9 protein-coding genes are annotated in these 14,767 nt (G+C 34.8%); 5 read left to right on the forward strand and 4 right to left on the reverse strand.

The genetic code is table 11. The annotated features are described in order from the left end of the window. Positions 1-105 precede the first annotated feature (105 nt). Together AC3Y25_RS00620 and AC3Y25_RS00625 are read left to right on the forward strand one after the other, a co-directional pair. The gene (locus AC3Y25_RS00620; protein WP_007805026.1) at positions 106-396 is read left to right on the forward strand and encodes an HU family DNA-binding protein; all 291 of its coding nucleotides are present in this window, start codon (positions 106-108) and stop codon (positions 394-396) included. A gap of 413 nt (positions 397-809) precedes the next feature. Beyond that, complete coding sequence (locus tag AC3Y25_RS00625; RefSeq protein ID WP_248729267.1) at positions 810-2,354, forward strand: Rne/Rng family ribonuclease; 1,545 nt, start codon at positions 810-812, stop codon at positions 2,352-2,354. A 313-nt stretch (positions 2,355-2,667) separates the two neighbouring features. Here the strand turns inward: AC3Y25_RS00625 and pbpC are convergent, their stop codons facing one another. The 4 genes from pbpC to AC3Y25_RS00645 all read right to left on the reverse strand — a co-directional run bounded on the left by pbpC (position 2,668) and on the right by AC3Y25_RS00645 (position 12,205). Further along, positions 2,668-5,043 carry a penicillin-binding protein 1C gene (gene pbpC / locus AC3Y25_RS00630; protein WP_489901397.1) on the reverse strand — a complete coding sequence of 792 codons (2,376 nt, stop codon included), beginning with the start codon at positions 5,041-5,043 and terminating at the stop codon, positions 2,668-2,670. A 210-nt stretch (positions 5,044-5,253) separates the two neighbouring features. Next, positions 5,254-10,941 carry an alpha-2-macroglobulin family protein gene (locus tag AC3Y25_RS00635; protein ID WP_489901398.1) on the reverse strand — a complete coding sequence of 1,896 codons (5,688 nt, stop codon included), beginning with the start codon at positions 10,939-10,941 and terminating at the stop codon, positions 5,254-5,256. 175 nt (positions 10,942-11,116) lie between these two features. Then, positions 11,117-11,749 (reverse strand): hypothetical protein, encoded by a 633-nt coding sequence (locus tag AC3Y25_RS00640; RefSeq protein WP_489901399.1) that lies wholly within the window; start codon positions 11,747-11,749, stop codon positions 11,117-11,119. Positions 11,750-11,761: 12 nt separating this feature from the next. After that, complete coding sequence (locus AC3Y25_RS00645; RefSeq protein WP_489901400.1) at positions 11,762-12,205, reverse strand: nucleoside deaminase; 444 nt, start codon at positions 12,203-12,205, stop codon at positions 11,762-11,764. 60 nt (positions 12,206-12,265) lie between these two features. Here AC3Y25_RS00645 and AC3Y25_RS00650 point away from each other — a divergent pair, with 60 nt between their 5' ends. From AC3Y25_RS00650 to AC3Y25_RS00660, 3 genes are all read left to right on the forward strand, one after another. Further along, positions 12,266-13,231 (forward strand): energy transducer TonB, encoded by a 966-nt coding sequence (locus tag AC3Y25_RS00650; protein ID WP_489901401.1) that lies wholly within the window; start codon positions 12,266-12,268, stop codon positions 13,229-13,231. Between the two features lie 80 nt (positions 13,232-13,311). Next, entirely contained in the window at positions 13,312-14,130 is an 819-nt protein-coding gene (locus tag AC3Y25_RS00655; protein WP_489901402.1) for an energy transducer TonB, read from the forward strand. Beyond that, positions 14,130-14,762, forward strand: coding sequence for an energy transducer TonB (locus AC3Y25_RS00660; protein WP_489901403.1), 633 nt, complete (start codon positions 14,130-14,132; stop codon positions 14,760-14,762). The genes AC3Y25_RS00655 and AC3Y25_RS00660 overlap by 1 nt, the downstream gene beginning before the upstream one ends. Positions 14,763-14,767 lie beyond the last annotated feature (5 nt).

Consider the following 14,767-nt stretch of genomic DNA (forward strand, 5'->3'; position numbering starts at 1 on the left):
GTAATTAAAATTTAACGAATTAGCTTGATTAATTATTTTTTTAATTCCTATATTTGCAAACTCAAAAAAATAGTACACCATTTATAAAATAAAATAGGAAAGAAAATGACGAAAGCAGATATCGTAGCGAAGATTTCAGAGAAGCTAGGTCTTGAAAAAGGAGACGTTCAAGCAACAGTAGAAACTTTTATGGAAGAAGTTAAAACTTCTTTAGAGACTGGAGACAATGTATACCTTAGAGGTTTTGGTAGTTTTATCGTTAAAACTAGAGCTGAAAAAACTGGAAGAAACATTTCTAAAAACACTACTATTAAAATTCCAGCACACAACATTCCTGCTTTCAAACCTGCAAAAGTTTTTGTAGAAGGAGTTAAAACCAACAACGAAGCAAAATAATATTAATTAACATAAATCTGACACAATATGCCAAGTGGTAAAAAAAGAAAGAGACATAAGGTAGCTACTCACAAACGTAAGAAAAGAGCGAGAGCTAACCGCCACAAAAAGAAAAAGTAGTTTTAAACTACTTTTTTCTTTTTAAACGTTCATTGAAATTTGGGAAATTTCAAAAATTCCAAAAAATAAAATCCAAAATCCAAAAATTAAGAAATCAATATTGATTTAATTGGAATTTGGAATTTAAAAATTTGAAATTTAAGTTTCCCTCCCGGGTTCAATACCTGTTAAAATATTGTTTAATCCATCTGTAGATAAGATTTTAGATTTTAGACTTAAGATTTTAGATTTTTACTAATCTATACTCTTCTCTCTTTTTCTATTTTCTGAAAAAACAGATAAAAATTTACAGTGTGAATAAAGAATTAATCATTAGATCTAGTTCTGAAGCAGTAGATTTTGCCTTATTAAAAGATGGAAAACTAATTGAATTACACAAAGAAGAAGAAAAAAGCAACTTTCAGGTTGGTGATATTTTTATTGCCAAAATTAGAAAACCAGTTGCTGGACTTAACGCCGCTTTTGTAAATGTAGGCTTCGAAAAAGATGCTTTTTTACATTATCACGATTTGGGTCCAAATCTAGCTTCTCAGTTGAAATTCATAAAACTTGTAAGCGCAGGTAAATTAAAAGATTTCTCCCTAAAAACCTTTCAGTTTGAAAAAGAGATTGACAAAGATGGCATCATTACTGATATTTTAAGTGCCAATCAATCTGTCTTAGTTCAAGTAGTTAAAGAACCTATATCGACCAAAGGCCCAAGAATAAGTGCTGAGCTTTCTCTTGCCGGAAGATTTATTGTTCTAGTTCCTTTCTCTGATCGTGTTTCTATTTCTCAAAAAATAGAGGACAAAAAAGAAAAGGATCGTCTAAAAAAACTTGTTCTATCGATCAAACCTAAAGGATTTGGTGTTATTGTTCGTACAGTAGCCGAAGGCAAAAACGTAGCCGAATTAGAAAAAGATTTGCAGAACCTGCTTGGCAGATGGTCTGCAATGTGTAAAAAATTACCAACTGCTCATCATCCATCAAAAGTGTTAGGAGAGCTTAATAGAGCTTCTTCGATATTAAGAGATGTATTTAATGATACCTTCAGTGGTATTCAAATAGATGATGAAGAGTTGTACCATCAAACGAAGGAATATTTGCAAGAAATTGCGCCTTCAAAACAATCGATTGTTAAGTTTTATCAATCAAATGACACTCCCATTTTTGAGAAATACAATATAGAGAGACAAATCAAAACTTCTTTTGGACGAACTGTTTCCATGAGCAAAGGTGCGTATCTTATTATAGAACACACTGAAGCGTTACACGTTATAGACGTAAACAGCGGAAACCGTTCTAATAAAGCGACCAACCAAGAAGACACAGCCATGGAAGTGAATATGATTGCCGCAGCAGAAATCGCACGACAACTTCGTTTGCGTGATATGGGCGGAATAATCGTAGTTGATTTTATCGATATGTCTAATCCAGAAAACAGGAAAGTTTTGTTCGACTTCTTGCGAGAAGAAATGAGCGACGATAAAGCAAAACATAAAATATTACCGCCGAGTAAATTTGGTTTGGTCCAGATTACAAGACAGCGCGTAAGACCAGAAGTGAATATCAAAACCAGAGAGGAAGATCCTAACAAACATAATGGTGAAATTGAAGCTCCAATTTTAATCATTGATAAGATCACCGCTGATTTAGAAAGACTTTTAAAAACCCACAACAAGGTTGTACTAAACACACATCCGTTTGTGGCTGCATACCTCAGTAAAGGTTTTCCATCATTACGTTCAAAATGGTTTTTTGAACATAAGAAATGGGTGAAAATCATACCTCGTGACGCTTACACGTACTTAGAATACCATTTCTATGATAAAAAAGGAAATGTTATTTCAGAATAAAAACAAAACCGCCTTTCGTGAGATTGGCGGTTTTTTTGTGGCTTTTTTTTATTTAGAAGCAATTTCCAGCTATCCGCTTATATCTTTTCCTGGCTAAAGAAGCCAGAAAAAGGATACCGCTCCTATCTGGGCTAGGCTCTCGTTTTCATAAGATCATTACATAATAAAAAGTCATTCTAAGCACAATTGTCACCCTGAGCGAAGTCGAAGGGCGCTCCAATTGGCACATGGGCTTCGACTTCGCTCAGCCAGACAACCTAACCTCTTTTTTTTGGAATTTGGAATTTTAAAAATTGGGCTTTATATTTACCGTTTAGTCTCTCACAATTTCAATTCTTCGCCTTATTTCATTTCCAGAAGCATCCACAACTGTAACATAATGTATTCCTGTTGTTGGCGTAATAGGCAGTTCATGAAAGGTTTTGGTTGTGGCTTTATAAACATCATCAACATACCAGAATAATTCTTTATCTCTTTCAGAATAAGCCACTTTTAAAATTACAGGCTGTACATTACTGTTAAAATCTTTCGTTAAATAAATTTTACTATTCGCTTTCGGATAAATAAAGTCCATTGTAGTCGTTTGCGTTCCTTCGCATCCTTCTTTAAATGGCGGTAACGGCAAATATTCAATATGCTGACTTTTGTAATACCAAGCCATAACAGGAGGCAGTATAAACCAGTTTTTAGTCACAATATTATCAATACTCTCACAGCTACTATTGACTTGAAATTGCTCTGTTTGATCTAAATGAATTGTTCTGTGATACGGACAAACTTTGGTCGATTTACCTTTTTTAGTAACCCATTGTTTAATTTTTGGGCAATTTTCTTTTGCCAGATAACCGCTTAATCGGCAGACCTCAACTTCTGCTAAATCATTATACGGCGTATCAAACCATCTTTGCCTTGGCAGTAAATTAAAAACATCAAATAAAATTGGCGCAGCGCTCGTAACTCCCGTTAATGTCGGACGCCCCTCACCTGTTGCATTTCCAACCCAAATTCCTACTACATATCTTGAGTTTGTTCCAATTGCCCACGCATCTCGATTCCCGAAACTTGTTCCTGTTTTCCAAGCAATTTTAAGCGAACTGTCATAAAACTTCCAAGCTTCATCTCCTTCAGGCCTGTTGACTTCCTCCATTGCGTTGTATGTTAGCCAAATTGATCCAGCGCCCAGAATATTCTTCTGGTCGGTTTCTGAGCCAAAATCCGGCTTAAAATCATTTTTATAATTGAGTTCGGTAAATTCGTTAGTCCGATACTTACTCTTATTTTTAGTATAATAATTGACCGTAGACGAAAGATTTGCATACGTTCGGCATAAATCCCATAAATTACTTTCAGCACCTCCCAAAATAAGCGATAGCCCATAATGATCGGGAGTTTTATTTATGTTTTTTAATTTAAATTTTTGAAGTTCTTCATAAAACTTGTTTACAGTAAATTCCTGAAGCATTAAAACCGCAGGAATGTTCAACGAACGTGATAATGCACGATGTGCAGGAACAGCGCCATCAAAAGTTAGATTGAAATTTTGAGGCGTATATCCAGAAATCTGTGTTGGAATATCAGCTACTAAAGTATTGGGCAGTAATTCGCCATCATCCAACATTGCTCCATACAAAAGTGGTTTTAGAATACTTCCTGTACTTCTTGGCGCATCGATAATATCTACGTCTTTTTGATGATCTGCATCTGCCGGAGAATTTCCAACATAACTCATTACATTTCTACTCTGAACATCAATAACCAAAATCGCCAGATTATGAACCTCATTCTGTTTATACTGGTTGTAATAATATCTTGCAATTTGATTGACACGATTTTGCAAGCCATAATCAATAGTAGTTTTTACTCTTGTTCCTTCTTCATTTTTTGAGACTCTCTGTAATAAATGCGGAGCGATTTGAGGCAGATCGTATGGCTTTTGAGGTAATGGTTCTTCTATTGAAAGTTCGTACGTCTGCTTATCGATAATACCTTCCTGATGTAGTTTTAATAAAAGTCGGTTTCTTTTGTTCAATAATTTTATCTGGTTTTTCCCTGGATAAATTAAACTTGGTGCATTAGGTAAAACAGCCAAAACTGCATTTTCTGCCCACGATAATTGATTGGACTGTACGCCAAAATAACGCCACGAAGCCATTTCCAATCCCACAACATTTCCACCAAAAGGCGCATGTGCAGCATACATTTCTAGAATTTCATTTTTAGAATACCCTAATTCTAATCTCGTGGCGAGAATAATTTCTATTATTTTTTCAAAATACGTTCTGTTTTTTCCTTTGCGGGATAATCGAATAACCTGTTGTGTTAAGGTACTTCCTCCTCTGACCACTTTTCCTGCTTTTCTGTTTTGTTTAAAAGCATTAATCATTGCACCAGGATTGAAGCCGGGATGTTTATAGAAATACTCATCTTCAAAATACACAATGCATTTTTTAAACTTTTCTGGAACGCTATCTTGTGCTGGAAAACGCCATTGTCCGTCACGGGCAATTTTAGCTCCAAGTAATTCTCCTTCTTTGCTTTCAATTACGGTTGAATAAGGCTCTTTGAATAACGTTCGAGGTATCGAAAAATAGTAAATCAGCAAGAGCAGAAATGCAATTGCTGATTTTTTTTTATTTCTTTTTATCCAGTTTAGAATGCGCTGAAAAAACGCTTTAATTTTATTTTTCAATGCTTATTTTTTTAACCGCAAAGACGCAAAGATTTACGCAAAGTTCGCAAAGTTTTTCTCTCGCAGATTTAGGAAATCTTATATTATCTGCTTGATCTGCAAATCTGCGGGAAACTTTTTTCCTAAGTTCGCAAAGTTTTTGCCACAGATTAAAGGATTTAAAAAGATTTTGAAATCTGTAATAATCTGTGCAATCTGTGGCCAAAAATTTTATTTCACAACCTCAACCCAGAATCCTTTTGTTCTGGCTAAGAATGTATTATCATACATCGCTTCACATTGTAGTCCAGGTAAATAATAGTTTCCTAAATACGATGCATTTAGCAGAATTCGGAAAACTTTAGTTTCTCTTGCTTTCATTCCGAAATAGAAATTAGTCCTGTCATCTCGGATATCAATATAATCTGCAATGTTGTTTACAGCGTCTCCATAATCGGTAAAACGAGTATTTACAATTTCAAATCCAGAAGGCAGAATTTGAGATAACGCTACGTTTTGAACGCTTTCTCCTCTTTGGTTTTTAATCGTAACCTCGGCCACAAATTCAGTTCCCTGATTAATTCTTGAAACATTGATTACACTTCCTTTTCTGTTTTTGAAAACAATAGAAGCCGTAACATCACTTTGAACCGCATTTTCTTGTCCGATAGGCAATATTCCGGTGTTCAATACACGAACATAAACGGTATTAGCTTTATTGTTCTTCAGCGTAATACTGTTTGAACCCGAAGCAACAGACAAACTGCGATCTGCAACCGATTTACCTATATTGATTGTCTCTCCTTTCCCATTTTTACTAAATTGGATATTGATTCCTTTCGGACCATTACTCACTGCAAATTTCGACATTGCATACAAACAATAAGCTGTTGTCTGCGTACTCATCCATTGATTAGCCGACATTTCTTTGGCTAATTTTGCTGCAGTAACAAATGCTTTTTGTTTTTGATCTAAAAGAAGCATCGTTTCTAAAGCCATTGCTCGGTTTCTTTCACTTGAACCATAATAGTAATAGCTGTAACCATCTGAACTACCATCAATGCTGGTTTTCAGGAACAAACTTTGCCCAGCCGATTTCTGACCTGCTAAAACATAAGCTGCTGCTAAACGAAGCATACTTTCATTTGAAATACCTTTTGTTTCACGCAATCTGTTCATAGACGACAAATCGGCATTTCCTGCTAATGCTAAAGTGTATAAACGATATGCCTGAGCTAAATCATTTCCGTATTTAGGTTCAAAACGCCATTGTTTCGCTTCTTTCTGCTGATAGGAAAGCCATTTCGATTTGAAATTAATTGGCAGTACATATCCTTTTTTCTCTGCTTCAATTAAGAAATGTCCAGCGTATGAAGTTCCCCAATCGTCTGCAATTGCATTTCCTTGCCAGTACGGCATTCCACCATTTGATAATTGGAAATTACCCAATCTGGCAATTCCGGCTGCAATGTTTTTCTGAATCAGATCTTTGCGTTTTGCATCAATATCAGCCACATCTCCCAAATACAATTGCGGGAAAACAGATGAAGTCGTCTGCTCCACACATCCATGCGGATACTGAATCAAGAATTGCAATCTTCCATTCAAATTCATTGATGGCATAGATGAAACTTCTAATCTTGCTTTATTACTTCCGGCAATTCCGAAAGTGTTCCATGAAATTGTCTTTGTGCTATTTGGCGTTAAAACAACATCGGTAAAAGTACTCGTAACCGGATTTGGATTCGTCATATCGATTTCAACATCATAAGTTGATTTCTCGCTTCCAGATGTTGCGATTACTTGAACTTTTGCAATTCCGGTTGCAGAACCGACAACTAAATTAAAATAAGCCATTTTCTCATCTGGCTGTGCAAAATTTAGTTTTTGAACTGCACTTCCCATTACTTTCAATCCGTTGCTGGTTTTTACCTGAATTGAAACATTTTTGATTTTATTTTCAGTTGCAAAAACAGTTACAGGAAGTGTTACTTTCTCAGATGGAGAAATTTTTCTAGGCAACGAAGCCAATACCATCAACGGACTCTTAACCTGTGTTGCTTTTTCCACACTTCCGTAAGCACTAGTCGCTGCATCTCCCGCTACTACCATAGTTCGAACAGAACCAATATATTTTGGAAGCTTTAAATCGTGCGATTTTGTTTCTCCTTTTCCTAATTTAAATGGTCCGTAATACAATACTACAGGTTTAAAACGATTAGCTTTTTTAGCTTTTCCGCCTCCTAAATCCTGGTCACCACCAATACTGAAAATCTGATTTATTTTTCCGCCGTACGCTCCAATTACATCATCGTAAATGTCCCAAGTTTTTACTCCTAAAGCTTCACGTACATAGAAACTATCCCATGCATTAGGCGTTTTAAAACGAGTTAAATCCAAAAGACCTTCATCTACAACCGCGATTGTATAAGTCATTTCTTTACCTGATTTTTCACCCACTTTAACCGTAAATGGCTGTTCTGGTCTTAATACATCTGGCATAGTAAGAGTTGGTGCCAAAATGGTGTTTTTATCTACGACTTCGATTGGAACAATTCCGTACATGCGAATCGGAGAATCGTTTTTGGTTGAAGCGTGAGGCTGTAATAAGGTGATATTGAAATACACGTTTGGCGCCATAGCTCCTGTAATTGGAACTTCAACTTTTGTTTCTCCGTTTTTAGTTTCAGCCCAAATAGTCTGTACAACTCTTGAACCATTTTCGATAGAAATCAACGCACGGCCACCTTCACTTGAGGGGAAAGAAATCTGTGCTTTTTCTCCAACAGCATAATTCTTTTTATTGGTAGAAAAAACTAACATATTGGCTGTAGAAGCATCTCTATTACGTGTTTTTCCAGACCAGATTGGCCAATCGATATTTACGGTTAAAGATGTTGCATGACCATCTTGCTGATCGGCAACACGAATTAAATAACGTCCCCATTCTTCATCTGTCAAGGCAAATTGGAAACTTCCTTTTCCGCTAGAATCGGTATTGATAACAAAAGTTTTGTACGAAGTAGTTGCATTCGAAGAATTATAATTTGATAAATTATCGCTTGAAGAATCCCACCACCATCTCCAGTCTACTTTATAAACTCGTACTTCGAGATTACGAACCGATTTTGGTCTTCCGTTTTCGTCAACTGTTACCACATCAAAACGATTGTTTGTTCTCGTTTCAAGCATGCTGTATTTATTCAGTTCCGGCGTTTTTAAACCTACATAGGTTTTGTACGGAGAATAGGTCGTTGACATTACATCTGTACTAAAATCTCCTCCTTCTTCGTACACTTTTGTAATGAATGAAGCACGAAGCATTCCAGGCGCCTGACCTTGTAATCTTGGTTGAATGTTTACTGATGCTTTTCCGCTTTCATTTAATTTGCCAGAGAAAATATTAATTTCTTCTGTACTGAATTGACGTGCTAAATCATCAAAAGTATATTTTTCATAACCTTTAAAAGTCGTGCTTTGTTGAGAGAATTTAGCCTGCATTTCTACATTCAAATTCTTAGCAATTGCACCGTGAAGCCATGTTACCTCAAGATTGTCTGTATTTGGATACGAAGCCGAAAGTGTTTTTCTGCTAAATGTATTCTTGATTTTTAAACGATTTGGTTTGATGGTTTCGATCTTAATGCTTTTATAGAATTTAGCTCCACCAACGCTTACCATTGCCTCCCAATTTCCTGTTGGCGCATCTTGGTTTGTTGGTACTATAAAGGCGTAATGATTTAAATCATTCGTTTTTTGAACAGTCTGATAAACCGTCTTACCGTTCGGGTCGTTTAATCTGAATTTAATTGGATGTGATTTTGGAAGTTTATTTACTGCATCATTCAAAATAAATGACAGATACAAATTATCTCCCGGACGCCAAACGCCTCTTTCTCCATAAATAAATCCTTTCAGTCCTTTTTGCAAAGTTTCACCTGCAACATCAAAATTACTTACAGATAACGAAAGTCCATCGTCTAACTTCACATAAGTCGACTGATCGCCTAAAGTAACAATGGCAAAATAGGCGAATTTATCCAATTGGAAAGATGCAATACCTTCACTGCTTGTTGCCTCTGTCGCTATTTTTTGCTGTTGGAAGTTGTATAAATCTACTCTTGCGTTTGAAACGGGTTCGGTCGTAACGATATTGTTTACAGCAAATAAGTACGATTTGTTTTCGCCTCTTTTGGCAATAACTCCTAAATCTGATGCTAAAATATTGGTTGCAATTCTAGCGTTGTAATAATAAGAACCTGTACACGGATCTTGACTTTCTCTCCAGTCATAATCATCATAATAATAGTAATCGTCATAAGAGTTTCCGCTGTAGTTTACGTCGTTTTCATCAACTTCTTCTTCCTCAGCTTCATCATCGCTATTGTCTGATGTTTCACATTTATAAAGTGAATATTTCTTTTTATAAACAAATTCGACTCTGTAAATTGCTCCTGGCTCTGGTTTAATGATTTTAGATAAATCTAAGGCATACGTATTCCATTTCGCCAGATTTACGAGCGTACTTTCTTTTAAATTTAAAGTGGTTTTGGCAATTGGCTGTGCGACTTTTTTAAGATTTTGCCCGCCATTTAGTTCATTGTATTGAAGGAATTGCAGAATGTTATTTTTATAAATCTTATACACTTTTACATCTACAGCGCTTAGATTTACGGCTTCGAAATTCAATTTTAAATTGTTTGAACTTGGCAGAATTGTTCCGTTTTTAATGAAACGAATGTTTGGTTTTATCTGATCAAAAGAAATTTTCTCGCTGTAATTGTTTTCCAGTTTTTTACCATATTGACTCTCGATTCCCTGAAAAACTTCCAATAATAGTTCGCCCGTAACAACTTGTTCTGGTTCTTCGTCTGGCACATATTCAACAGCTTCTTCTACAACTTCGGCGGCTGAATCTACGGCAACCGCGGCTGAATCAACCACTACCGCAGCCGAATCTAATGCTACTGCAACTGGCTCCTGCACAGCTACTGCTACAGGCTCTTGTTTTTTAGAAGCATTTTGGTTTGTAAAATATACTTTAAGTAAATTTCCTTGTGTAGAAAATTTCAGATTATTGGTGTTTTGAATTGAAACCAATCCTGCAAAATCTTGACCTTTTTCTAAAGGCTCCGAGAAATTAATCAAAACCTGTTGATTGTTTCCATCTGGAATTTCAACTTTTATAACTTTAAATTCGTTGATGCTTGTAATCGGGAAATCTATTTGCCCTTTTTGATCTATGTCAAAATCATTTCCGTCATAAATAATCTCTAAGTTTGAAGCTTCTGACTGGCGTTGAATACTGTCAATTATAAAACGAAATTCTTTTGAAGGTCCAGCTACTTTCTCAAATTTAATTTTAAGATTATTGCCTTTGTGTTTGGCTTCAACCAGCTTTTGAGCTGTTTCCAAATCAATATTGTCGGCTGTTTTCAAAATGCAGTTTAAATATTGGTATTCTTTGCTGTACGATTGAATATCACCTGTATTGATGGTAAAATCTTGTTTAACCGTTTTAACTGTAAAGTTGAATTTTGACAGTTCTTTTTCTTTCTCTTTCGGAATGGCAGTCAGTTTATCTAAGTTTAAAGTAACCTGATATTCTGTTCCCATTTTGAGTTTTTTCTCTGGAATAAAAGCTAAAGTATTTGTTGAAAGCGCTATGACTTTTCCGTGAACACTTGGCGAAATATCAAACAAATCGTCATCTAATTCCTGATTTGGTTTCCAGTCGTTTTTATCGAAAGCCAAAACCACACGAATGTCAGAATCTGCAGAAACGATTCCGCCCGTAAAACTGGTAATGTAATCTTTAAATAGTGAAAAATCTGAATTGAAATCTGCTGCTGATTTGCGCCCGCAAGATTGAAAAATAAAAAACACAAAAGATACGAGAATTAGTCCTTTTACTTTCACCTTTAATTAGAGTTAATTGGTTAATAAACTAAGAATTTAATACAATTTACCGTCAAAAGTTGTAACAGCAAAAACGCAATTAAATTATTATAAAAGTAAAATATTTTCTGAATCTTTTAAGAAGAAAATTCTCTAATATGATTATTTAACTTTTGTTGAAGTTTTATCATTGCACTCAAAGCTCAGAACCTAATTTTGATAAAACTTTATCCATTTCCAAAAAATGATTTTCTGTGTTTGAGGAATAAAACATTTGATTACCACCCGTAATTATAATAACCTCATCATCATGGTTTCCGTAAAATTGTATTCCTTCAAGCCATTGCTTAAATGATACGCCTTTGTCTGAGTAATTTTTGATAATAAAATCTAGATCGTTCGGCTCTATTTCATAAAATGTATTGCTGGGAAATTCTAGCGCAAAACCAGCCTGAAGAAAAGCCATTGCAGTAAAAAAGTCTGTCAAGGTCTCTGTTTCCAAATTCCATTCCTTTTCATCATAACTCATATAGACTGGCGGATTCGTTTTTGACAAATCGTCTTTATGAATTCCCCAAACACAAGCACGTTGATTTTCATAATAAAAAATCAAATAATCATTATGCTTAAAATATTGAAAACGTTTTGGAACAATCAATAAATCTTGGGTCTGATTTAGATTTTCAATTTTACCCAATTCAGTAAAGTAATCAACAAAAACTGCTGGAAGATCTCCAAAAATATCTTTTACAACCTGAATTTCATTTTCGGTAAAACCATTGGGTTCGGTAATGCCAAAAAGCTTTTTTATTTTTGAAAAATCTGTCATGGTATATTGGAATTATTTACGCCTATCAAGAAAGAATCGTTTCATCAAATCTGCAGCTTCATTTGCCATTACGCCAGAAACGACAGTCGTTTTAGGATGCAATTTTGTTCCCATATTGATAAAACCGCGTTGTTCGTCTCTTGCGCCAAAAACAATTTTAGAAATCTGGCTCCAATACAAAGCGCCAGCACACATTTGGCAAGGTTCAAGAGTAACATAAAGCGTACAGTCTTTTAAGTATTTTCCGCCTAGGAAGTTTGCTGCTGCTGTGATAGATTGCATTTCAGCATGAGCGGTAACATCATTTAATAATTCGGTTAAGTTATGACTGCTTGCAATTACTTTATCTGCAACGACAATTACAGCGCCAACAGGAATTTCGCCTCTTTCAAAAGCTATTTCTGCTTCCTGCAAAGCTTTTTTCATAAAATATTCGTCTGTAAAAGGATTTATCATAATTGCAAAAATAGGATTTTAGAACTTATTTTTATTACATTTAATCTTTGATATCTGAATATGGAAAGAAATTACAAAATCAGCATTCCTGAACCATGCTCTGAAGACTGGAACAAAATGACGCCAAATGAAAATGGCCGTTTCTGCATGAGCTGTTCAAAAACTGTTGTTGATTTTACCTTGATGTCTCCAGAAGAAATTCAACAATACATTATTAAAAATCAAGGCCATAAAATGTGTGGCCGATTTAAAAAATCTCAACTAGATTCGATAACAATCCAAATTCCGAGTAAGGTTCTTTATACGCAAACGCATTTTCATAAAATGTTTTTACTGGCTTTATTTATTGCCATGGGAACTACTTTGTTTAGCTGTCAGAATAAAGAAGGAAACAAACAAAAAATCGAGAAAATTGAAATAATTGAAAATGCTCCTTCTCCAAAAACTGAATCCAACGAAAAGCAGGAAGTATCTACTACTAAACCAACAACCATTAGCAAAACAAAATCTAAAAAGGTTTCTACTCTAAAAAGCAAAAAATACCTTTCTTTAGTAAAAACAGAATGCGCAGAAACGCTACCCAATGAGGATATTTATGAAGACAATACCGTCTATGGAGGAATGGGAATTGATGTTATACCTGATTATCCTGGAGGGAAAGATGTATTTTACGAAGCTTTTAAATCTGAATTTAAAATACCCAAAGAGTTAAAAAAATCTACCGGAGTAATCAAAATGTCTTTTGTTATTGAAAAAGACGGAAGTTTAAATGAAATAAAAACCATTGAAGATCTTGGTTTTGGAACTGGAGAAGAAGCTATCAGAGTTTTACAAAAATCTATAAAATGGACTCCAGGCGAAATCCAAGGAAGGAAAGTTAGAACTTTTTACAATCTACCCATCACATTGGAACTCGATACTTTAAATCCGAAAAAAAGGAAGAGAAAGTTTTCAAAAATTACGACCATGCAAATTGTTAAAACTGGTGATAGTCAGGAACAAACCGAATTAAGTTTACAACCATAAAGGACTAACTTTAAGAGATTTTTCTATAAAAAAATTGCTTGTGCTTATTATTTATTACATTTAATTCTCTGAATTTAGAAATGGAAAGAAAAGGAAAAATAACAATACCTGAACCATGTCATGAAGACTGGAACAAAATGACGCCAAATGAAAATGGCCGTTTTTGTATGAGCTGTTCTAAAACGGTTATAGATTTTAGTTCTATGCTTCCAGAAGAAATTCAGCATTATTTCATTCAAAATCAAAACAAAAAAATTTGCGGTAGATTTAAGCAATCACAGTTAGATACCATTACCATTCAAATTCCTAATCGCGTTTTATATTCTCAGACCAACTATCATAAAATGTTTCTACTTGCTTTGTTTATTGCCATGGGAACAACTCTTTTTAGCTGCCAAGATAAAGAAGGAAACAAGCAAAAAATTGATCAAATTGAAATCGTCGACAATCCGACACAAAATCAAGATGAAGATGTTTACTCCTGCTATGGCCATGAGATTGAATCTAAAAAAGAAAAAACAAAAAAGCCAAGAGAAAGAATCACAATGGGAGCGGTACTTCCTCCTATAGCTAGTGAAAATGAGAGACTACATTTTAAATATAGTATTATATATAATGCCGTTGATTTGGATATTCTACCCGCTCCAAAAAACGGAATGAAAAAATTCTATTCTTATTTTGCAAAAAATTATACTGCTTCAAAAGAAGGAGAAATGTCCGTTTTATTTGTTGTAGACAGAGATGGCACTTTGAGCAATTTTAGAGTAACTCAAAACAAGTCGTCAGAAAATGAAGCAAAAGTTATTAAAGTATTAGAATCTGGCCCAAAATGGATTCCTGGAAAAACAAACAATCAGTTTGTTCGATCAACTTTCATTTTGCCAATTACATTTAAATAATGAAAATAAAACATAAAATAACTACTTATATGAATCGCAAATCGTTTTTGCCAACGTTGTATGTAGTTATAGCTGTAGTTTTTTTCGGTTGTCAAAACAAAGAAGCCAAACAGCAAGAAATTAAAAATATTGAAGTTATTGAAGATACTTTGACAGCAAAACCAGAAGTGTTAGACGGAACTGCAACTAGTACAAAAAAAACAGATCAAGCGCCGTCAGATTTATCAAAAATTGAGCAGCTTAAAATAAAACAAACGACAACAATACAATCTGAAAAAACAAAGAAAAACAAAAGCAATACTTCAAAAACAGCTATTTACGCTTCTCCCACAGGAGAAATAGCTTCTCAAACAAATGCAGAATTCCCTGGCGGAATAGAACAATTCCATAACTTCTTCATGAGAGAATATAAAAAACCAGAAGACGTAAGCTATTGGAAACTCAATTTCACTCTCGCATTCGCAATAGAAAAAAACGGTTCGGTATCTTTTCTTGAATGTTCGCCAGCTGTTGAAGAATCACTGCAAAAAGAAATCATAAGAGTTTTAAACTTATGTCCTAAATGGCAGCCAGGCGAATCAAACGGAAAAAAAGTCAGAATGCAATATTCTGTGCCTATTCTTCTAAAATAATACGC

The organism is Flavobacterium sp. LK-23 (assembly GCF_058135255.1).

Bases quoted from the DNA above. Each gene is read 5' to 3' on its own strand.
- AC3Y25_RS00620 (WP_007805026.1), top strand. From the start codon at position 106: ATGACGAAAGCAGATATCGTAGCGAAGATTTCAGAGAAGCTAGGTCTT.
- AC3Y25_RS00640 (WP_489901399.1), bottom strand. From the start codon at position 11,749: ATGACAGATTTTTCAAAAATAAAAAAGCTTTTTGGCATTACCGAACCC.
- AC3Y25_RS00645 (WP_489901400.1), bottom strand. From the start codon at position 12,205: ATGATAAATCCTTTTACAGACGAATATTTTATGAAAAAAGCTTTGCAG.
- AC3Y25_RS00650 (WP_489901401.1), top strand. From the start codon at position 12,266: ATGGAAAGAAATTACAAAATCAGCATTCCTGAACCATGCTCTGAAGAC.
- AC3Y25_RS00655 (WP_489901402.1), top strand. From the start codon at position 13,312: ATGGAAAGAAAAGGAAAAATAACAATACCTGAACCATGTCATGAAGAC.
- AC3Y25_RS00660 (WP_489901403.1), top strand. From the start codon at position 14,130: ATGAAAATAAAACATAAAATAACTACTTATATGAATCGCAAATCGTTT.